Source organism: Allopseudospirillum japonicum, assembly GCF_900108915.1.
In the GTDB taxonomy this organism is placed as follows: domain Bacteria; phylum Pseudomonadota; class Gammaproteobacteria; order Pseudomonadales; family Halomonadaceae; genus Pseudospirillum; species Pseudospirillum japonicum.
Window position 1 is genome coordinate 85,837 of record NZ_FNYH01000007.1, and the last position, 20,313, is coordinate 106,149.

Consider the following 20,313-nt stretch of genomic DNA (forward strand, 5'->3'; position numbering starts at 1 on the left):
TTATGTGCCTGTGGGTTAATGCACTTGGGGGTTTTGTTGAGCTGCTTGACGTGTTTGTGCAAAAGGGTCTGTGAGTGCCCAAGCAGCTTGGCAGCTGTAGCGATAGCTTAGGGTTAAAATATGGAGTAAATGTTCACGGGTGATAATTAGCGCGCAGCTAAAATGTGTTTCATCCGTAGTACGTAAGTAAACACCAATACGCGCATCAGCTTGCGTACGTAGGCTGATTTCCTCCAAAAGCAAGTGTTCTGTTACCTCAGGTAGTGGTGTATCTTGACTTGGTTGCAATTGGCGTTCTGCCTGTGTTAATTCATGCCAAGCCAGCGTTTGTTGATGGGTACTTAACATACGATCTGCCATAGGGTGTTGCGCTTGTAACCATGTGGGAATTTTGCTAAATAAATGCGCAAGTAAACGCCTGGTGATGTAAAAGTCACGTCTTTGTCGCGCTTGGGTATGTAGAATCCACACGAGGCGGTCTTGTTGAGGGTCAAAGCGAAAGCTGATATGGGTTGCGCACCAAAAGTCAGCAGCCATAAATGAATAAAATCCCTTAAATAGATGATAAGACTGATGTATCAAGGCTTTAACACCTTGATACATAGCGAAAGCTTAGAAGCTGAATTTATCTTCAGTAGCGGTAGGTGATGGTGGTAATTCTGCTTTTAGAGCATTGGCATAGGCCATACGCGCGGTTTGCACTAAAGCAGTTTGCTGCTGTAAGCGAGCAAGCTCTTGCTCAGCTACGCGTAAATTCACAATCAGATTGCGTGCTTTCTCGTTTAAATCACTGACAGCATATTCTTGTCCGTCAATATTAATTTTTTGACTAGCTGCGTTTTCTTGGCTCATATCGGCTCCTAGGAAAGCAAAGGGGTTGAAGAAAAAAGTGATAAGAAAGTTTCAAGCCGGCCAGTTTAACAAGCGCAGATGGTAAAGCAAAGCCCTGCCCTTTTAGAGGTTGATTTGTACCTCAGCAAAGCCGATGTTTTGTTGCAATGTATCATAAGTGGTACGCCTTTTTCCTATCCCTAGGGGTTGTTTTTGGTATCATAAGCGCCATTTCCTTTAAGTGCTTTAAAACGTGCCTGTAAGTCGCTTAAGTGTTTTGATGCCTGAGTTTGTACTTAAAGGGTGATGACTTATTTATTTGTTGCTGTCGAGATATTGGACTTTCTATGAAACAGACCAAGCGACCCTCGGATTTGCGCCTCGCACTGCAAGCGTGCCGTAATTCCTTTGTGACGGTCGGCTTTTTCAGCCTTTTTATTAACTTCCTGATGCTGGTACCACCGATTTATATGATGCAAGTCTATGATCGGGTGCTGTCGAGCCACAGCGAAGAAACCTTGCTGATGCTGACGCTGATCGTTGTTTTCCTCTTTACGATTATGGGCCTACTCGAATTCGTACGCTCGCGGGTGCTGATTCGCGTGGGTAACCGCCTCGATATGCATTTAAGTGAACGCTTATATACTGCGATGTTTACCCGAAGTGTCCGCCGCCCAGGTCCACAATCCGCCCAGCCGCTTAATGATTTAACGAGTCTACGTCAGTTTTTGACCGGTAATGGATTGTTTGCATTTTTTGATGCGCCTTGGGTACCTATTTACTTAGCGGTACTTTTTTTAATGCATCCCCTCTACGGCTGGTTTGCCACAGGTGCTGGGGTGATTTTAATGATCTTGGCGATCACTAACGAAAAATCGACTAACAAACTTCTGGCGGCAGCCAATAGTGAGCATATTCAAGCCAGCAGCCTAGCTACTAGTAACCTACGTAATGCCGAAGTACTCCACGCGATGGGCATGTTACCTAATATTCGTGGCCGTTGGAAAAATAAACACCAAGAATTTCTCGCCAAGCAATCCCTTGCCAGCGACCGCGCCGGCGTCTTGGCCAATGCCTCCAAAACCTTGCGTACCCTGTTTCAATCCTTAATTTTGGGATTAGGGGCCTATCTGGTGTTAGAAAACCTGATGAGCCCTGGGATGATGATTGCCGGCTCCATTATTATGGGCCGCGCCCTAGCGCCGATTGATATGATGATTGGCAGTTGGAAAGGCTTTATCAGTGCGCGGGGAGCCTATGAGCGTTTAGAGGAATTACTCGAGGAGATTCCAGCAGAAACCCGCGGGATGTCCCTTCCGGATCCGGAAGGCAAGGTGACTGCCGAAAGTGTGATAGCGGTACCGCCGGGAGGGCAAAGCCCGGTGTTGCGGGGGATTAGTTTTGCGGTCGATCAAGGGGAAAGTGTCGGCGTGATCGGCCCCAGTGCGGCGGGCAAATCCACCTTAGCGCGCGTTCTTTTAGGGATCTGGCCGGCGCAAGCGGGCAAAGTCCGTTTAGATGGGGCAGACATCAGCCAATGGAACCGAGACGAGCTAGGCCCCCATGTAGGCTACTTGCCGCAAGATATCGAACTTTTTGATGGCACCATTAGCGAAAACATCGCCCGCTTTGGTGAGCTTGATCCAGAACAAGTGGTGATTGCTGCGCGCAAAGCCGGCGTGCATGAGATGATTTTGCGCCTCCCGCAGGGCTACGATACCCCCATCGGGGCCACCAGTGGTGCTTTATCCGGTGGTCAACGTCAACGGATTGGTTTAGCACGCGCCCTCTATGGACACCCACGCTTTTTGGTGTTGGATGAGCCCAATTCTAACCTGGATGATCAAGGGGAAGCGGCGTTAATCCACGCGCTTAGCCAACTCAAGCAAGAAAAAGCCACCGTCTTTGTGATCAGCCACCGCCCCAGTATTCTCCGTGGCGTCGATAAAATTCTGGTCCTTCGGGAAGGGCAAGTGCACATGTTTGGGCCACGCGATCAAGTGATGGCGCAATTTACTGCCCTACCCAATCAAGCCGCCAAAGCCGTTGGTCAAACTGCCCCGCAAAGAGGTTCCCAAGCATGAGCGAACTGATCGAATCAGAACGCACCAAAACCCCTGGGGTGCGTCCCCCCGCTACTGAGCAGACTCCCCTGCTAGACACCCAAATTCCCCTGCCGCTGGATGATAAAAAATACCGGCGCTTAGGGATGATGGTGCTGTTATTGGGCTTTGGTTTATTTGGTGCTTGGGCCGCTTTAGCTAAACTCTCCAGCGCGATTGTGGCCCCTGGGATTGTCTCCGCCGAATCCTACAAAAAAACCGTCCAGCATTTAGAGGGCGGCATAGTGGCAGATCTCTTGGTGAAAGATGGCGATCATGTCAACCAAGGGGATTTATTGGTTCGTTTGGATAACACCCAACCGCTGGCGCAACTGGATATTGCCCGTTCCCAATACCGGATTGCGCGCGCGCGTGAGGCACGTTTGATTGCCGAACAAACCGAAAGCGAGCTGACCTTCCCGCAGGAATTGCTAGATCTAGAACAAGATCACCAAGCCATCAAAGAAGTGCTGGCTGTCCAAAGGCAACTTTTCCAAGTACGGCGCGCCTCCCTCAATAACGAGCTGGACGCCATGCAAAAACGGGTCGGCCAAATTGACGAGCAAATCCGTGGCCTGCAAAGCGCCATCCGTACCAATCAGCAACGCATTGCCTCCCTGACAGCCGAAGCCGACGACTTCCGTACCCTGTACCGCGAAGGTCTCGGGGACAACCAAAGAATCCGTGAGCTAGAACGCGCCATCTTGCAATACCAAGGGGAAATCGCCAGCCGAGAATCCGAAATCGCCCGCTTGCGTATCCAAGCCAGTGAAAGCGAACTCCAAGTGATCGTGCGTAAGCAAGCCTTCCAACAAGAAGTCGCCGAACGCCTGCGCGAAGTTCAAACCCAGGTTGCCGATTACCAAGAAAGACTCCGCGCCCTAGAAGATACGGTGGCCCGTACAGAAATCCGTGCCCCGGTCAGTGGGGCGATTGTCGGTATGGAAATTCACACCCTGGGTGGCGTGATTGCCCCTGGGCGGCCCATTTTAAGTATCGTGCCGCGCAATGATGATTTTGTGATTGAAACCCGCGTCAATCCGGCAGATATCGACAGTGTGTATCTGGGACAAGAAGCCAACATTCGCTTTAGCGCCTTTAACCAACGCCTGACCAAGGTGATCGAAGGGGAAGTGATTCATGTTTCTGCCGATCGCTTAGTGGATCAAGCCACTGGGATGCCCTATTACCAGGTGCGCGTGCGCGTGACTGAGCAAGGCCGCAAAGATATGAACGAAAATATGCAACTGCTTTCTGGGATGCCGGCGGAAGTCATGCTCAACACAGGCGAACGCACCCTGGTGCGCTATCTAGCCAAACCGCTAGAAGACACCTTTGCGCGCGCGCTTAAAGAAGAATAACGGAAAGAAAGCCCCAGTCTATGCCACAGGAAGCTTGCCCCATGTTTGCCACACCCAAGACCCCAGCGGCCGCCTTGCGGCCTCTTGTGATCGCCTTGATTGCCAGCCTTGCCAGCCCCAGTTGGGCACAAACCGGCCAGGGTGCGCCTGTTAACTCGTCGATAAATCGCCCCAGCGCCCAGGCTTTGGTGTTAACACCTGCGCCCACGCTCACGCAGATCTACCGAGAAGCCAGCGCCTATGATGCAGAAATTGAAGTTGCGCGCGCCAACCAAGCGGCAGAAATCGCCGAGCGTCCCAAAGCCCGTGCCGCTTTACTGCCGGATGTGCGTGTCAACACAGGGTACTCGTATGAAGATTCCGACAATATTTATACGGACCCAGACAGTGGGTATTATGATGCCAAAATGGAACGTTCCAGTGGGCAAATCGCTAGCCACTATGTGCAGGTGAGTCTCACCCAACCCTTGTTTAGCATGGAGCGTTGGCAAAGGTACCAAAAGGCCGAATACATCGCCTCCGCTGCGGATTATAAACTGGCGCTGGCCGAGCAAACCCTGGCGCTGAAAAGTGCTGAAATCTGGCTCGCGGCTTTGTTGGCACAGCAAAAAGTCCGCCTGATGACGCAAAAAGTCGAAGCCTTGACCCTGCAATATCAACAAGCGACCCGTGCGTTTGAATTGGGCGTCGGCGATAGAATCAACAAGCTGGAAGCCCAATCGCGTTTAGATTTAGCCCGCGCCGAGCAAGTGCAAGCGGATAATGATCTGACCTTAGCGCGCGCCGATTTGCAACGCCTCACCGGCCGCGAACAAAGCCTACCGGATTTACCCATTCCTGATGGCAGCCAATACCCCTTACCCCAAGCCTTACCGGATGCCAATCACTGGCTTGAACAAGCCCCGCACAACCTGAATGTGCGCTTGGCCAATACCTATATTCGTGCCGCCGAACGTGAAGTCAAAGTGCAACAAAGCCAATATTGGCCTGAGGTCAACCTCCGCTTAAGTTGGACGGACCGCAGTGCCGACGATGAATTGCGCGAACGCACAGATGCGGTGGCCTCGGTGGAACTCAGCCTGCCTTTATATCAAGGTGGCCACACCCAAGCCAGTAGCCAACAAGCGCGCCACCGCCTCACCAGTGAGCAAGCCCGCCATCGCCAAGAACTCAACAATGCCGAGCAAGCGATTCGTAAGCATGTCGCGGGTGTACAAGGGGATGTCAAACGCCTGCACGCCCTGCAGCAATCTCTCCGTTCCAGCCAAGCCTATTTAGAAGCCGCCGAACAAGGGAACCGCCTCGGTCTGCGTGATCTTGTGGATGTCCTCGATGCGCGCGCGCGCCTGATTGATATCCAAATCCAGCATGTGGAAGGTCTGCACCGCTATCTACTCAACCGCCTACAATTGCAAGCCGCGGTTGGCAACTTACAAGGCAAGGATTTGCAACTGGTGGATTTGATTTTTGCAGGCCAAACCCCGCCTGCGGAGTCCAGCCGAACCTAAGGTGTGAGGTCTGATTGGTGAAGATCACAGAAACCGGCCCTTTGGATTGGCTCGCCCATAGCACCCGCCTGCTGGATCTGGCCCTCAGCTTAGCCGCCGCTTGGCTGGCTTGGTGGCTAGCAGAATCCTTCACTTGGTTAGCCCCTGCCACCGAGTTCAGCAAGCATGCCTTGATCAGCCTAGGTGCCAGTGTGCTCCTGGTCTGGGTCGGCGGCTTATGTGGTTTATATCGCTCATGGCGTGGTCGCAGCCTGACCAGCCTGGTCGGTCAAGTCATGCTTGCTTGGTTACTGACCCTTGCGCTTTTGGTGGCCAGCGCCTTTTTGATCCAAGAAATGCACGCCCTGCCGCGTGCTTGGGCCTTAATCTGGTGCGCCTTGGGACTTGTCTTCGCGGTCAGCAGCCGTATCCTGGTGTATAAACTTTTGCGCCTAGTACGCGCCCAAGGCTGGAACCTGAAACCCGTGCTTGTGATCGGCACCCCGGCAGCCATTGATACACTGCACACCCGTCTGCAGGCCCAACCCGATGCCGGCTTTTGCCTTGGCGCGCAAGTGATTTTTCCATCCACAGAAACATCCACAGAGACACCGCTAGATGCGCCCACAGAAAGCACCCGCTTGCAGACGCAAATCCAACAAGCCCTGCAAGCCGGTTGTCGCGAAATCTGGATTGCCCTGCCCCTAAGCTATGGGGCACAAGTGCGCCAACTGCTGGATCAACTGGCGCATGTTTTGGTGGATATTCGCTATATTCCGGATCTTTCCGATGTGCGCTTACTCAACCATAGCGTTTCCCAAGTGGCGGGGATTTATACCCTGGATCTCAACCGCAGCCCCCTGGATGGCGCGGCGCGCTGGATCAAAGCCCTCGAAGATCGCTGTTTAGGTTTAGTGTTTTTTCTGATCAGCCTCCCGGTGATGCTGTGTATTGCCTGTGCCATCAAACTCACCAGCCAAGGCCCGATTTTATTTAAGCAATACCGCACCGGATTAGATGGCCGTGATTTTAAAATCTATAAATTTCGTACCATGCGCCTGCATCAAGAAGCCCAAGGCCAGTTGACCCAAGCCTATCAAGGGGACCCCAGAATCACCCGCCTCGGGGCGCTACTGCGGCGGACGAGCTTGGATGAGCTGCCGCAGTTTTTTAATGTCCTGCAAGGGCGCATGTCGATTGTCGGGCCGCGTCCCCACGCACTGGAACATAACGAGTATTACAAGGATTTAATCGAAGCCTATATGCAGCGCCACCGCATCAAACCCGGCATTACCGGTTGGGCGCAAGTCAATGGCTTACGCGGGGAAACCCAAGATCTGCAACAAATGCAACAACGGATCGAATACGACCTTTTTTATATTGATCATTGGTCACTGGGGTTCGATTTAAAAATTATCGCCCTGACCTTGGTGAAAGGCTTTTATAACCGCGCCCCTTAACGGGCTTTGTTTTGGTGTGGACACAAACCAGTGCGTCTTTTGGTCACTCACTGGCATCCGTACTGATTTTGGCAAGCGATTTTTGCAAGCAAGGAGTTTTGTGTGATTACCCCTGTGATTCTTTCCGGTGGTGTAGGCAGCCGCTTATGGCCGGTCTCGCGTGAGCATCATCCCAAACAATTTTTAAACCTCACAGATGCACACGCCTCCATGCTACAACAAACCCTGTTACGCCTTCAGGGGCTGGATACGGGGATCCAAGCGCCTATCCTGGTCTGCAACCAAGACCACAGGTTTTTAGTGGCCGAGCAAATCCAACAACTGGGCCAGCAGGCGCGTGCCATTTTGCTCGAACCTTGTGGACGTAATACCGCCCCCGCAGTCGCGCAAGCGGCTTTGCACTTATTGCATCAGGGCGAAGATCCTTTAATGCTGGTATTGCCTGCCGATCATGTGATTCAGGATACCGCCGCCTTTGTTGCGCAAATCGCACAAGCCAGCACCGCCGCCGCCCAAGGGGCTTTAGTCACCCTAGGGATTGTGCCCACCTGCGCCCATACAGGGTATGGCTATATCCAACGTGGCAAGGCGCGTGCTGATGGGGGCTTTGCTATTGCCCGCTTTGTCGAAAAACCCCCGCAAGCGCAAGCGCAAGCCTATGTGGATGCCGGCGATTATTATTGGAATAGCGGCATGTTTTTAATGCGTGCCTCCCGCTATTTAGAAGAACTCGAAACCCATGCCCCCGCGCTCTTGGAGGCTTGCAAAATCGCCTACCAAGGCGCGCAACAGGATTTAGATTTTCTGCGTTTGCCCGCGCAAGCCTTTGCCGCCTGCCCTGCGGATTCGATTGATTATGCCGTGATGGAACACACCCAAGCCGGCGTGGTGTTTCCTTTGCAGGCCGGTTGGAGTGATGTAGGCGCTTGGGATGCTTTATGGGAGGTGATGCAAGCAGGCCAAGCCCAAGGCGTGTACACCCACGGGGATGTGCTCACCCATAACACCCGCAATGCCTATGTGTATAGCAGCGCGCGCCTGGTGGCCACGGTCGGGATGCAAGATGTGATTGTGGTGGAAACCGATGATGCGGTTTTGGTGGCGCATAAAGACCAAACCCAGGACGTGAAACACATTGTCCAGCAACTCAAACAAGCCCAGCGCCCCGAATGCGAAACCCATCAAAGGGTGTACCGCCCTTGGGGCTATTATCAAACCCTGGTGCATGGAGAAGGGTTTCAGGTCAAGCAAATCGTGGTCAACCCAGGGCAAAGCCTCTCGTTACAGATGCATTATCATCGCGCCGAACATTGGGTGATTGTGCAAGGGACTGCCCGTGTGCTTACCGCAAGTGCCACAGATCCGCAGAGGCTAGAAAGCACTTTATTATCTGAGGATGAATCCACCTATATTTCTTTAGGGACTGTCCATCGCTTAGAAAACCCCGGGGTGATTCCGCTCAAGCTGATTGAAGTGCAAACCGGTACCTATCTTGGCGAAGACGATATTGTGCGTTTTGAAGACCAATACGGTCGTCAGGAGACGGTCCCTCATGCCTGAGTCTATGCCGTCCCCCCTGTCTACCACCAAGGTGATCATCAATCTGGATCCCTTAATGAACCCTTTAACCGGCATCGGCCACTATACCCGTGAGTTATTGGCGCAGGTGTTGGCGCATCCAGAGATTGAAGGCACCCATTTTAAGTTGAGCGGCTTTGCCGGCCATCGTCAGTATACGCAAGCGCAACTCGCTGATCTGGTGACCGCCACACAAGCGGCAACCTCCGCAGGCCAACGCCCTGGATGGCAGCAACAAGTCCGCACCTGGATCAAAAAAATCCCCGGCAGCCAATCCAGTTATCAGCGTTGGTTAGCTTGGCAAAGTCAGCAGGCATTACAGAAAGCCGATCTGTATTGGGAACCGAATTTTATCCCCGTCAGCCTGACACGTCCTTTTGTGCCTGTGGTGTATGATCTGGCGTACCTGCGTTATCCCGAGTTGATCCACCCCAGTAATTTGCAGCGCTTGCAGCAGCAATTACCCCAAGCTTTACAACAAGCCCGTCGGGTGCAGACGATCTCGGAATTTACTCGGCAGGAGTTAATCCAAGCCTTTGATTTACCACCAGAAAAAATTGATATTATTTATCCCGCCGTCAGTGCTGCCTTCCAGCCGTTAACCCCAGAAGCGCGCACCGCGATCAGTGCCCGTTATGCCTTGCCAAAGCAGTATGTGCTGGCTTTGGGCACTTTAGAACCGCGTAAGAATCTCAGTCATTTAGTGCGCGCCTATCAGGCCTTACCCGAAGCCTTGCAACACGCCTATCCCTTGGTGATTGTCGGTGGTAAAGGCTGGCAAGATAGCCATTTGTTGGCGGATATCCAAGCTTTGGAAGCACGCGGGCGCGCACGTCGTTTAGGTTATGTGCCTCAAGCCGATTTGCCACAAGTGTTGGGCGCGGCCAGTGTGTTGGCGTATGTCTCTTGTTATGAAGGGTTTGGGATGCCGATTTTAGAAGCCATGGCCTCTGGGGTGCCTGTACTGACCGCCAATACCAGTGCTATGCCTGAGGTCGCCGCGCACGCCGCGCATTGGGTGGACCCTTTTTCTATCACTGAGATCACCCAAGGCTTGCGCGGGTTACTGGAAGATGCATCCGCCCGCGCGCAATTGCGCCACGCCGGCTTAGCCCGTGCCGCTGATTTCCATTGGGCACAATCGGCGCAGGCGTTAAAAGAAAGTTGGCAAAATGCCCTCAGTTGAAATAAACCCTTTAAGACACTTTTTCCAGCGGAAACGAGTCTAAAAAAAGGCGGTGAGGTGCGGGGTTTTTCGATGGGTTTAAGGGTCCTTTTTTTCATCTTACCCCAGATCTTACCCCAAAAAAGCCCCCCGCCGCGCAACACAACAGGGGATGCAAAACCGCCTGATCAAGGAGATGTATGTTAAAACAAAAAATCTGCGGGCAGCTCGCTTGGGTGTGGTTATCGCTTGGCGTCTTTGCTTTGGATTGGCTCACCAAAACCTGGATCAGCCAAAACCTCGCCTATGGTGAACTCTGGCCCATCACGCCTTTTCTTGATTTCACCTTGCTGCATAACACAGGCGCCGCCTTCAGTTTTTTAGCCGATCAAAGCGGTTGGCAACGCTGGTTTTTTATTGGCATTGCCTGCCTGACTATCGTCATTTTATTGGTCTGGTTGGCGCGCCTATCCAAGCAAGACACCCTGGTCGCTATCGCTTTGGCTTTGATTCTCGGCGGCGCCCTTGGCAATGTGTATGATCGTTGGTTGCTGGGGTATGTGGTGGATTTTATCGCCCTGCACTGGCAACAAAAGTATTTCCCCGCCTTTAATGTGGCCGATATGGCCATTAGCCTAGGCGCTCTTATGATGGCTTATGATGCTTTATGGCCGAAAACCTCAGTCGCATCCTCGCGCGCATCCTCAACTCAGGAGACCCCCCCATGACACAAGCCTTAATCCAAACCGGCAGCCGAGTGTGTTTACATTTCGCGCTGGAATTAGAAGACGGCCAGGTGATAGATTCCACCTTTGCACAGGCGCAAGCCCCCACCTTGGTGATCGGGGATGGCAACTTGCCGCCAAGTTTTGAGACCTGCTTAGAAGGCATGGGCGCCGGTCAAGAAGCCACCTATACCTTGCCACCAGAACAAGCCTTTGGGCAGCATAACCCCAGCAATGTGCAGCGTTTTGCGAAAGACCAATTTGCAGGACAGGATTTAGAAAGAGGTCTGGTGCTTTCCTTTACGGATGCCAGCGGTAGCGAGTTACCCGGGGTGGTCGCGCAGATTCAAGAAAAAAGTGTGCTGATTGATTTTAATCACCCCTTGGCGGGGCGGACTTTGATTTTTAAAGTAAAGATTTTGCATGTGGAGGCGCCCTAATGCCAAAGGATCAAGCCGCCGCAGGCGCCCAGATCTTGTTAGCGAATCCACGGGGATTTTGCGCTGGTGTGGATCGCGCCATTGAAATTGTCAACCGTGCTTTGGATGTGTTCGGCCCACCCATTTATGTCCGTCATGAGGTGGTCCATAATCGATTTGTGGTCGAAAGCCTGAAAGCCCGGGGGGCGCATTTTGTTGATGAACTGGACGAAGTGCCTGATCAGGCGATTGTGATTTTCTCCGCCCACGGGGTCTCCCAACAGGTACAAGCCGAAGCTGAACGCCGCCGCTTGCAGGTGTTTGATGCCACTTGCCCCCTAGTCACTAAGGTGCATATGGAAGTGCTGCGTTATAGCCAGCAAGCCTATGATTGCATCCTGATTGGCCATGCAGGGCATCCAGAGGTGGAAGGCACTATGGGGCGTTATGATCCGCAAGCCGGGGGGCGCATTGATTTGATTGAAACCGTGGAGGATGTGCAAAGGCTCAAGCCTAGACATCAACACGGCTTAGCCTATGTCACCCAAACGACCTTATCTGTGGATGATACCGCTCAGGTGATCCAAGCCCTGCGTGATCGCTTCCCGCAGATTGAAGGCCCACGGAAAGATGATATTTGTTATGCCACGCAAAACCGCCAAGATGCAGTGAAGCAGTTAGCACAACAAGCGGATGTGGTTTTGGTGGTCGGTAGCCCAAACAGTTCTAACTCCAACCGGTTGCGTGAGTTGGCACAGCGTATGGGGACCCGTGCTTATTTGATTGATGGCGCGCAGGATTTATTACCCGAGTGGTTGGAGCAGGTGGCCTGTATTGGGATTACCGCTGGTGCGTCTGCGCCCGAAATCTTGGTCAAGGATGTGATTGAACGCTTAGTGGCTTGGGGCGCACAAGCACCGCAAGAGCTGGTCGGTCGCCAAGAAAATATCACCTTCTCCATGCCGAAAGCATTAAGGATTCCGACACAGGCGGTTTAGGTGTCGAGAGAGCGCAAGTGGTTTTTATTGAATAAAGCAACAAGGATCTTTTTGCATGGCTAAAAAAAAAGCGCCTAAAAAAACACGTCATCCTCTGCCAAATCAACAGGGCTTACGTTTATTGCCGCAGATTTGTAAGGAAGCTGAGCAAGCCCTTGCTGCTAAAGATTTCATCATTTGTACCCAAAAGGTGCAGCAAGCCAAACGTATTGCTCCCAAACATAAGCAGGTGCTTTTGCTCGAGGGGCGTTTATACACAGAAACCCAAGACTATGCTGCTGGGATTAAAGCTTATCAAACTTTACTGACACTCGATGATAAAAATCCTAGGGTTTATAATAACTTAGCCCACCTTTTAAATCGTAATCAAGCACCAGAAGCCGCGATAGAATGCTATTATCAGGCGTTAGCTTTAGATAAAACTTATCGACTTGCTTATAAAAATGCGCTGCATGTCTTACGCAAACTCAAACGCACAGAAGAAATAGGGCGCTTGCTGGGTCAAGGTTTGGCGGCCTTACCAGATGATATTGATTTGCTTAAAGAATATGCTAAGTACCTGCGGGATACCCAAGGGGTGGGTGCAAGTTTAGATGTGTTTCGGCGTTTATTGGAATTGCGGCCGGATGATGCGCAAATTTGGAACTCGCTTGGCGTCGCGCTTGACCGCAATCAGCAAACGGAGGAAGCTGCGCGTGCTTTCCAAAAAGCGGCCGAGTTACAACCAGAGTATGGCTTGGCGCATCGGAATGCAGGTAATACCTTGGCGGCTTTATCCAAACGTGAACAAGCGGCGGCACATTATCGTTTGGCAATCCAGTATGAGCCTGAATACAGACGCAATTATTCTAATCTTTTGTACCAGTTGCAGCATTTGTGCGCTTGGGATGAAATCGCCGAATTGAGCGTGCGTGTTGATCAAATTACCCAGCAAGCCTTGCAAGAAGAAGATTGGTCCAGTATTGAGTCACCTTTTTCTAATATCACCCATTGCGATGATTTGGCACTCAATCAACAAGTGGCCCAAGTGAAAGCGCGCTTGACTAAAAAAGCGGTTGCTCAATATGCACCCTTTGATTTTAGCCACCGAAGTTTCAACACAAATCAACGTCTAAAAATTGGCTATTTATCCTGTGATTATCACGCCCATGCGACTGCCCACCTAATCGCGAGTTTATTTAAAAATCACGATCATCAAGCATTTGAGATTATTGGTTATTCCTATGGACGGGCTGATCATAGCGAGTATCGTCAGCGTATTGTGGCTGGCTGTGATGATTTTGTTGATTTACGCCCATTGAATGATCGCCAAGCCGCTGAGCGTATTTATCAAGATGAAGTTGATATTTTGGTCGATCTAAAAGGGTTTACCAAGGGTTCGCGGTTAGAGATTTGTGCGCAACGTCCTGCACCTGTGCAAGTGACTTGGCTGGGTTTCCCAGGGACGAGTGGCGCGGATTTTTTTGATTATGTGATTACTGACCGGATAGTTACGCCCCCTGAATACCAAGCTTATTTTAATGAAACCTTTGCTTATATGCCGCACACTTATCAGGTGAATGATCAGGAGCAGGCGATTACAGAACCACGGCCAACGCGTACGGATCTAGGGCTGCCTGAAGATGGCTTTATTTTTGCCTCCTTCAATCAAAATTATAAAATTCAGCCACATATCCTACATATTTGGTTAGAGATTCTGAAAGTCTGCCCTCATAGCTATCTTTGGTTGTTGCGTTCTAATGCGGTTGCAGAAGCGAATATTTTAACTTATGCAGAGCGTCAAGGGGTTGCAGAGCGTTTAATCTTTGCAGATCGTGCGGCTAAACCTGATCATTTAGCGCGGCTTGGATGTGCGGATTTGGTGTTAGATACAGAGTTAGTGAACGGTCACACAACAACCAGTGATGCTTTATGGGCTGGAGTGCCTGTATTGGCGATAGAAGGTCAACACTTCGCTTCCCGAGTCTCAGCAAGTTTGCTCCAGGCGATGCATTTACCTGAGTTGATTGTCCCTGATCGCCAGACCTATCAAACGCGTGCGATCGCTTTGGCGCAGGATCCACAAGGAGAGCTCGCCCAGTTACGCCAACGTTTGGCAGAACAAAGACTCAGTGCGCCTTTGTTTAATACGCTTTTGTTTGCTCAAGACTTGGAAAGGCTTTACCGACAGATGTGGCATACTTGGTGTGAAAAATCTTAAGAAGCATGTTAAAGCTGAAGAGAAGAAAAACGGGCAGGCATCAAAGACTGCCCGTTTTGCGAATTAAATATCGCGTAAGCTAGCTTGACGGAAAGCTGCTTTTAGATCTTCATACGTGTGGACTGCTGGAAACTGTGGGAATTCCTGAATCACATTTTGTGGGGCATGGAACAAGATACCCGCCTCAGCTTGCGTCAGCATAGTGGTGTCATTGTAGGAATCTCCAGCAGCAAGCACGCGGTAATTAAGCAACTGGAACGCGCGTACTGCTTGGCGTTTAGGATCAGGTTGGCGCAGCTTGTAATCAATAACACGCCCTTGATCATCCACTTCTAGTTTATGGCAAAGTAACGTTGGATGGCCAAGTTGCTTCATCAGTGGCATAGCAAACTCATAGAAGGTGTCTGATAAAATCACGACCTGGAAGCGTTCACGCAACCAATTGACAAAATCAACAGCACCTTCTAATGGAGAAAGTTCTGCGATAACAGCCTGAATATCCGGTAATTTCAGGTTATTTTCTTCCAAAATGCGTAAGCGCTGACGCATGAGTACATCGTAATCTGGAATATCGCGTGTAGTGGCTTTCAGCGCTTCAATCCCAGTTTTTTCCGCAAAAGCAATCCAAATTTCTGGGATCAAAACCCCTTCTAGGTCAAGACATGCAAGTTCCATCAAAGTATCCTCTGTAACAGGGTGCAAGGAAAATCAAACCGTAAAATATCAAGTGCCCAAGATGGTAGCAGACCTCAGGCGCAATGCGACAGAGAATTTTATCTTGGAGGAGTAAAAGGATGCTGACACAAGTGGTGAAAGTCGCCAGTGTACAAATGACCTCAAGCGCCGATTTAGAGCAAAATTTACACATGGCAGAACAGGGTGTACGCCAAGCCGCTGCACAAGGAGCAGATTTAGTTGCTTTGCCAGAATATTTTCCCTTATTACATCCAGACGAACAGGCAAAACAGCAGATTGCCGAAGTTTATCAGCAAGGTCCAATACAAACACGCTTGAGCCAGTTGGCTGCAGAATTAGGCATTTATTTAGTTGCAGGGAGTCTTCCTTTAATATCTGAACAGGCAGGTAAAGTCTATAACACCTGCTTAGTTTTTGATCCACAAGGGGTTTGTATTCATCATTATCATAAAATGCACCTGTTTAGTTATCAGGGAAAAAATGAAACTTATGATGAGGGGCGCAGTATTTGTGCTGGGGATCAGGTACAAGCATTGGACTTACCTTGGGGGCGCGTAGGGATTGGAATCTGCTACGATTTGCGTTTTCCGGAATTTTTTCGCCAATTGCAAGACATTGATTTATGGATTATTCCTGCGGCTTTTACTGTGCCGACTGGGCGAGCGCATTGGCATTTATTATTGAGGGCGCGTGCGGTAGAAAATCAAGCCTATGTACTGGCTGCTGCGCAAACTGGATGTCATGCCGGTGGTCGTCTGACTTATGGACATTCTATGCTAGTTGATCCCTGGGGCGAGATACTGGCTGAGCTGGCTGAGGAACCAAATATTTTATTGGCAGAAATCCAGCCGCAAAGGTTGCAAGAAGTGCGCCAGCAATTACCTGCCTTGACGCACCGACGTTTACGTGAGTAGCCTTTATTGTGATAGTTAAGCGCGGCGCGCTTCCGTCCATGCGGCGCCTAGAATCAAGGCACCACCTAATAAAATAGTGGGCGTGATTGCTTCACCGAGTAACCACCAAGCAAACAAAGCGCCAAGCACAGGTTGAATGCAGGAGATTAAAGCCACGCTTTTAGCCGCTAAAACGCGCAAGCTACTGACCATCAAAGCATGTGGGACGGCGGTAAACAAAACACCCAAAAGGACTAAATTGGTGAGGGTGTGCGCGTCTGTGTTGCTCAGTGCAGAAGAAGCCCAAGGCCAAGTACAAGCAGCGACAACCAAAGCTTGTACCCCCATGGCTAATATAGGTGAGCTGGCTTGCAGATAATGGCGTTGTAGAACATTGCGTAGGGCGAACAAAAAAGCAGAACCAACGCCCCACAAGACCCCAGTAATTTGCCCATCAAGTTGCTGCCAAGCTTGGCGATTATAAGGCAATAATAAAGCGACCCCCACAAAGACGACACAGGCAGCGACTATATCTTGCCAAGCGAGGGGTTGCCGTGTCCATAAAGGTTCTAATAACACAGTAATCACTGGATAGGTAAAAAGCGCTAACATCCCTAATGCCACACTAGAGACCTGCATGGCATGGAAGTAAGTGACCCAGTGTGCTGCCATTAAGGCACCTAAGAGTATTAAGAGCCCCAAATTGACTTGGCGTAGTAGTCCCACAGGCTTTGATCTGGTGTGTTGTGTTGAGTTTGCTGAGGTACGGCGACGCCACCAAGACCGTAAAGCGAAGATAGCCAGCAGAACACTCCCTGCAATGAGGCTGCGTCCTGCGGTCATATCTAAAGCATTAAGGGGAATGAGTTTGCTAAAAAGCGCGGTACCACCAAACAGTACAGAAGTTAGCGCAAGCTCTGCCATAGCCCAAGCTTTGGGCTGATGCGTACGAGAAGTGAACACAAAAATCCTTGATTAGACAGGTAAAAAGACGCGCATCCCCAGCACCAACATGATAATCCAGGTCAGCGCCAGTAAGCGGCCGGCAGGGAGTTTATCGACCACAAGCGCTTGCGGGGCATAAGTATGTAACCCTGCACGTCCTAAAGCGACACAAGCCAAGCCGATTAAAGCACCTGCAATCACATCTGAGAACCAATGCACCTGTAAATATAAACGTGAAATTAAAGTCGCTAGTACAGGTAGGCTTGCCAGCACATACCAAAGACTTCTATGTGGTGGTGATTTCTGTACCGCAATACTTGTCAGTATGAGCCCAAAAAGCGCCACACTAATACTTGAGTGTGCACTTGGATAAGCAAAGGAATGGCTAAGGTGCTCTGGTGTATGCGGGCGTAAACGTGCAAAACTGTGTTTAAGTAAGGTGGTGATGGCTGAAGTACTTGCAAGTACCACACACCAATGCACGACCCACCACCAAGCTTTACGCCATACCAAGTAAATAACCCAAGGCAAAGACAACACAAGCACCCCAGTCAAATCACCCCAGAAACTCACCATTTGCATCAAGGTCTGTCCTGTCGATGTTTGCCAAGTTTGCATTAAGGCCAACACTTGTGCATCCCAAGCTGCGAACACTTGTTGTTGATAAAGAAGCGTCCAAATAATAAAGCTCAGGAGGCTGAAAAGGGCTAACACCCAAGTGGCTAATGGGCTATGAGTTGCTTGGTGAAACGGGTGCAGCCAAGGAATTTTTAGGTGCACAGCTTGGATACGTGCTTGCCAAGGGCCTGGGTATTGCGGATGTAAATGCAAGCGCCCCCAAAATACAAATGCCAGTAGTAGTAATAATAAAATGCCACTCAATACCAGAGGAATCATAACGGTTATCCCTGTCGATGCTTCATTTGTCCACCCTTGTCCAATCCAATACCCAGGAGCTAGATACAAGGGCGCCCAGATGACAGATGAGACTAGGTTCACTGCCATAAAGTGCCTGCTGGGCATGTGTAACAGACCAGCGATTAAGGGAATTAAAGGGCGCAGGGGGCCAATAAAACGGCCCAAAAATACACTAGCTATTCCGTAGTGTACAAAGAATTTTTCGCTTTTAGGTAACCAATCTGGATGTTTTTGCCAAATTTTCCATCTTAAAACCCAAGTTCGCCCTCTTGTACCAAGCAAAAAGCCACACAGATCACCAAGAAAGGCGCCTGTCATTGCCGCCCCTAAAGTCATCAGCCAAGAAATTTCCATCTGACCTGCGACAAAGCTGGCGGCGGCTAACAGTAAAACGCCAGGTACAAGCAAGCCAACTACAGCCAAAGATTCTAGCGCGGCAAGGAGGCCTATGCTGACCAAGACCCATTCAGGGTGTTGGGTTAACCAAAGGCTAATGGGGTGCTGGGCGAGGTTATCCAAGTGTTAAAATCCGCAGAAAATCAAACCCCGTATGTATCAACGGGGTTTACAAGAAAGGGATACAGAACATCTAAAGTTGTACACGCTCAGGCAAGCTATGAATACAACTATTGCTGATACGTTCTTCGAGCTCAGCAGCACTTTCACCTGCAATAAGGGTTAAAGGTGTCATGCTGACATCGACCGGTCCTAAAGGGGAATCTAATTGATCCAGTAACTGGTGATATAAGCGTTCACGCAGCACTAAGCTACCATTGGTGGTGGTATTGGGAAGTAGTAAAACCAAAGTTTGTGCGTCGTATCGATACAGCTCATCGCCAACGCGACAAGTACGAATTAGGATTCGGCTCGAATGCGCCAATAAAGTATCTGCGCTTGTGCTGCCATATTCTTGCACTAACTGCGGGTATTGATTCAGCTCGATTAAAAGTAGGGATAAAGGGCGTTGTGTGGTGCGTGCGCGGCTGACTTCGGCAATCAAACGTTGATGTAAATGATTGATATTGAAAGCCCCTGTGGTGCGATCACGGATGCTAAAATTTTCTAAGCGCTTGAGCTGCCATGCTTGATCTGCGGCGAGTAAAAACCCTGTACCACTAAAGATAAGATATTGGCTAGCGACTTGTATCCAAGGCCAATGTAGATGATAAGTATGCCATGCCGCAAATCCTGCCATTGTCAAGGCAAAGTAAGTGCCTAATTTAAGCGGCAAAAGGAAAAAGCCTAGAAGAGGCAACAGCATTAACCAATCATAATGTAATAGAAAAACATGGGCTTGCGGAATATTGGCCAAAGGCCAAGCTTGAAGCGCTAAAAGTGCCAAGACAGGATAAGCCGTTAAGTCTTGACGTATAGGAGTAATCAGCCAGCGGTAAACGGCAAAGCTGGCGATTAAAGGTGCGCTTAATGCGGGCAATAAAATGCTGGAGTACCAAGCATGGTAATAGGCTTGTAAGGCAGTGGCCGCCAATAAAATAGCTAAGGCAGCGTAAATACAAGCGACTATTTTGTGTTTGGCAATTCCAGAGTACTCATGCAGTGCCATGTAAGTGCGTCTCCTTGTCTGCTTGAGTGTCTTCCTTGATAGATAATGCTTGTACAGGCTGTTGAGCAAAGGCTTGATGGGCTTCTTGTTCGATACTTGCAAGACTTTGTTGTGCATCAAGAACCGCAAAGATGTGCGCGTCCACATTTGCAAGTAGTTGACTTAACCAATGTACGCGTTCACGCGCTTGGACAAGATCACTTGTTGGCAATAATACCACTAAATCGGTTTGTGACTTGTGTGCCAAACTATGATAAGAGCGCTCGAAAGCTTGCAGGTTGTGCGTGAGAATCTGGGCGAGTGTATTCACTTCTTCACTGGTATGCACGCGTGGGCGCACATAAACACAGGCCAGCAAGGTTTGTTCCCGTGCTGCTCGGTTGAGCTCGCGGTTAAAATCTTCTTGCAATTGGTGAGCATCGAGCAAGCCTGTAAGATCATTGCGTCGCGCAAGGCTCAAATATTGATGTTTGGCACTGAGATAATGGTAAGTGGCAACACCAGCCAAGGTAGCGCAAATCCAATAGAGCACCAGCATTTGCAAGCGATATACAGTATCGTCACCGAGCATAATCAAAATACAAATGAGTAAAGAATAAGCGGCCATGCTCCAGATCGCTGTTTGGAACGGTAGCAAGGCGAAAAAGACAAACGGCTGCAAATATAACCAGTGAGGATTAAAAGGCAGTAGCCAATGCGTATTGAGGATGGAAATTAGCACAAGATGTGCTGTAGCAAAATGAGCATAAATGCGAATCTCGGCCGCTTTGTGCTGGTAAATTGCCCACGCAAGTCCTAATAAAAGCGCGCCTAAACTGGTGAGAATGCCAACTTGTAACCAAGATTCTGCTTGTTGAGACCATGCCAACGCCCACCAGCATAAGGCACCTAGAGTTAACGCATAAGGTTTATAATCAATAAAGTTTGGATGCATTGTTATTCCAAGCGTATAAATCACTCCATGTGTGCTG

18 protein-coding genes are annotated in these 20,313 nt (G+C 50.1%); 11 read left to right on the top strand and 7 right to left on the bottom strand.

Going from position 1 to position 20,313, the window contains the following annotated elements:
- Positions 1 to 15 precede the first annotated feature (15 nt).
- Positions 16 to 537 (bottom strand): hypothetical protein, encoded by a 522-nt coding sequence (locus BMX05_RS07870; RefSeq protein WP_093309776.1) that lies wholly within the window; start codon positions 535 to 537, stop codon positions 16 to 18.
- Positions 538 to 612: 75 nt separating this feature from the next.
- Positions 613 to 852: a DUF6447 family protein gene (locus BMX05_RS07875; protein ID WP_093309780.1), complete on the bottom strand. Its 240-nt coding sequence runs from the start codon at positions 850 to 852 to the stop codon at positions 613 to 615.
- A 326-nt stretch (positions 853 to 1,178) separates the two neighbouring features.
- Here BMX05_RS07875 and BMX05_RS07880 point away from each other — a divergent pair, with 326 nt between their 5' ends.
- The 10 genes from BMX05_RS07880 (at position 1,179) to BMX05_RS07925 (ending at position 14,326) form a co-directional block, all read left to right on the top strand.
- Complete coding sequence (locus BMX05_RS07880) at positions 1,179 to 2,915, top strand: type I secretion system permease/ATPase (protein ID WP_093309785.1); 1,737 nt, start codon at positions 1,179 to 1,181, stop codon at positions 2,913 to 2,915.
- Complete coding sequence (locus BMX05_RS07885; protein WP_177166839.1) at positions 2,912 to 4,294, top strand: HlyD family type I secretion periplasmic adaptor subunit; 1,383 nt, start codon at positions 2,912 to 2,914, stop codon at positions 4,292 to 4,294. Before BMX05_RS07880 ends, BMX05_RS07885 begins: the two co-directional genes overlap by 4 nt.
- A 41-nt stretch (positions 4,295 to 4,335) precedes the next feature.
- Positions 4,336 to 5,802, top strand: a complete 1,467-nt coding sequence (locus BMX05_RS07890; protein WP_177166840.1) for a TolC family outer membrane protein — start codon at positions 4,336 to 4,338, stop codon at positions 5,800 to 5,802.
- 17 nt (positions 5,803 to 5,819) lie between these two features.
- Positions 5,820 to 7,241 carry an undecaprenyl-phosphate glucose phosphotransferase gene (locus BMX05_RS07895; protein ID WP_245710577.1) on the top strand — a complete coding sequence of 474 codons (1,422 nt, stop codon included), beginning with the start codon at positions 5,820 to 5,822 and terminating at the stop codon, positions 7,239 to 7,241.
- A 102-nt stretch (positions 7,242 to 7,343) separates the two neighbouring features.
- Positions 7,344 to 8,801: a mannose-1-phosphate guanylyltransferase/mannose-6-phosphate isomerase gene (locus BMX05_RS07900; RefSeq protein ID WP_093309790.1), complete on the top strand. Its 1,458-nt coding sequence runs from the start codon at positions 7,344 to 7,346 to the stop codon at positions 8,799 to 8,801.
- Entirely contained in the window at positions 8,794 to 10,005 is a 1,212-nt protein-coding gene (locus BMX05_RS07905; protein WP_093309795.1) for a glycosyltransferase family 4 protein, read from the top strand. The genes BMX05_RS07900 and BMX05_RS07905 overlap by 8 nt, the downstream gene beginning before the upstream one ends.
- Positions 10,006 to 10,184: 179 nt before the next feature.
- Positions 10,185 to 10,712: a signal peptidase II gene (gene lspA / locus BMX05_RS07910; RefSeq protein WP_093309800.1), complete on the top strand. Its 528-nt coding sequence runs from the start codon at positions 10,185 to 10,187 to the stop codon at positions 10,710 to 10,712.
- A complete protein-coding gene (gene fkpB / locus BMX05_RS07915; RefSeq protein WP_093309805.1) occupies positions 10,709 to 11,149 on the top strand; it encodes an FKBP-type peptidyl-prolyl cis-trans isomerase in 441 nt (146 codons plus the stop codon). Before lspA ends, fkpB begins: the two co-directional genes overlap by 4 nt.
- A complete protein-coding gene (gene ispH / locus BMX05_RS07920) occupies positions 11,149 to 12,126 on the top strand; it encodes a 4-hydroxy-3-methylbut-2-enyl diphosphate reductase (protein ID WP_093309808.1) in 978 nt (325 codons plus the stop codon). The genes fkpB and ispH overlap by 1 nt, the downstream gene beginning before the upstream one ends.
- Before the next feature lie 55 nt (positions 12,127 to 12,181).
- Positions 12,182 to 14,326: an O-linked N-acetylglucosamine transferase, SPINDLY family protein gene (locus tag BMX05_RS07925; protein ID WP_093309810.1), complete on the top strand. Its 2,145-nt coding sequence runs from the start codon at positions 12,182 to 12,184 to the stop codon at positions 14,324 to 14,326.
- 63 nt (positions 14,327 to 14,389) lie between these two features.
- On the opposite strand, the gene thrH is transcribed toward BMX05_RS07925, so the two are convergent.
- A complete protein-coding gene (thrH, locus tag BMX05_RS07930) occupies positions 14,390 to 15,001 on the bottom strand; it encodes a bifunctional phosphoserine phosphatase/homoserine phosphotransferase ThrH (protein WP_093309815.1) in 612 nt (203 codons plus the stop codon).
- Between the two features lie 119 nt (positions 15,002 to 15,120).
- On the opposite strand from thrH, the gene BMX05_RS07935 reads away from it, so the two are divergent.
- Entirely contained in the window at positions 15,121 to 15,936 is an 816-nt protein-coding gene (locus BMX05_RS07935) for a carbon-nitrogen hydrolase family protein (RefSeq protein WP_218139010.1), read from the top strand.
- A gap of 15 nt (positions 15,937 to 15,951) precedes the next feature.
- On the opposite strand, the gene BMX05_RS07940 is transcribed toward BMX05_RS07935, so the two are convergent.
- The 4 genes from BMX05_RS07940 to BMX05_RS12495 form a co-directional block, all read right to left on the bottom strand.
- On the bottom strand, positions 15,952 to 16,878 hold the full coding sequence (locus tag BMX05_RS07940; RefSeq protein ID WP_093309826.1) for a DMT family transporter: 927 nt from the start codon (positions 16,876 to 16,878) through the stop codon (positions 15,952 to 15,954).
- Between the two features lie 12 nt (positions 16,879 to 16,890).
- Entirely contained in the window at positions 16,891 to 18,297 is a 1,407-nt protein-coding gene (locus tag BMX05_RS07945; RefSeq protein WP_093309830.1) for a bifunctional DedA family/phosphatase PAP2 family protein, read from the bottom strand.
- A 70-nt stretch (positions 18,298 to 18,367) separates the two neighbouring features.
- Entirely contained in the window at positions 18,368 to 19,342 is a 975-nt protein-coding gene (locus tag BMX05_RS07950) for a GGDEF domain-containing protein (protein ID WP_177166841.1), read from the bottom strand.
- A complete protein-coding gene (locus BMX05_RS12495) occupies positions 19,329 to 20,276 on the bottom strand; it encodes a hypothetical protein (RefSeq protein WP_177166842.1) in 948 nt (315 codons plus the stop codon). Before BMX05_RS12495 ends, BMX05_RS07950 begins: the two co-directional genes overlap by 14 nt.
- Positions 20,277 to 20,313 lie beyond the last annotated feature (37 nt).

Coding starts and splice junctions, on each gene's coding strand:
- BMX05_RS07870 (WP_093309776.1), bottom strand. CDS start 537: ATGGCTGCTGACTTTTGGTGCGCAACCCATATCAGCTTTCGCTTTGAC.
- BMX05_RS07875 (WP_093309780.1), bottom strand. CDS start 852: ATGAGCCAAGAAAACGCAGCTAGTCAAAAAATTAATATTGACGGACAA.
- BMX05_RS07880 (WP_093309785.1), top strand. CDS start 1,179: ATGAAACAGACCAAGCGACCCTCGGATTTGCGCCTCGCACTGCAAGCG.
- BMX05_RS07885 (WP_177166839.1), top strand. CDS start 2,912: ATGAGCGAACTGATCGAATCAGAACGCACCAAAACCCCTGGGGTGCGT.
- BMX05_RS07890 (WP_177166840.1), top strand. CDS start 4,336: ATGTTTGCCACACCCAAGACCCCAGCGGCCGCCTTGCGGCCTCTTGTG.
- BMX05_RS07905 (WP_093309795.1), top strand. CDS start 8,794: ATGCCTGAGTCTATGCCGTCCCCCCTGTCTACCACCAAGGTGATCATC.
- lspA (WP_093309800.1), top strand. CDS start 10,185: ATGTTAAAACAAAAAATCTGCGGGCAGCTCGCTTGGGTGTGGTTATCG.
- fkpB (WP_093309805.1), top strand. CDS start 10,709: ATGACACAAGCCTTAATCCAAACCGGCAGCCGAGTGTGTTTACATTTC.
- ispH (WP_093309808.1), top strand. CDS start 11,149: ATGCCAAAGGATCAAGCCGCCGCAGGCGCCCAGATCTTGTTAGCGAAT.
- BMX05_RS07925 (WP_093309810.1), top strand. CDS start 12,182: ATGGCTAAAAAAAAAGCGCCTAAAAAAACACGTCATCCTCTGCCAAAT.
- thrH (WP_093309815.1), bottom strand. CDS start 15,001: ATGGAACTTGCATGTCTTGACCTAGAAGGGGTTTTGATCCCAGAAATT.
- BMX05_RS07935 (WP_218139010.1), top strand. CDS start 15,121: ATGCTGACACAAGTGGTGAAAGTCGCCAGTGTACAAATGACCTCAAGC.
- BMX05_RS07950 (WP_177166841.1), bottom strand. CDS start 19,342: ATGGCACTGCATGAGTACTCTGGAATTGCCAAACACAAAATAGTCGCT.
- BMX05_RS12495 (WP_177166842.1), bottom strand. CDS start 20,276: ATGCATCCAAACTTTATTGATTATAAACCTTATGCGTTAACTCTAGGT.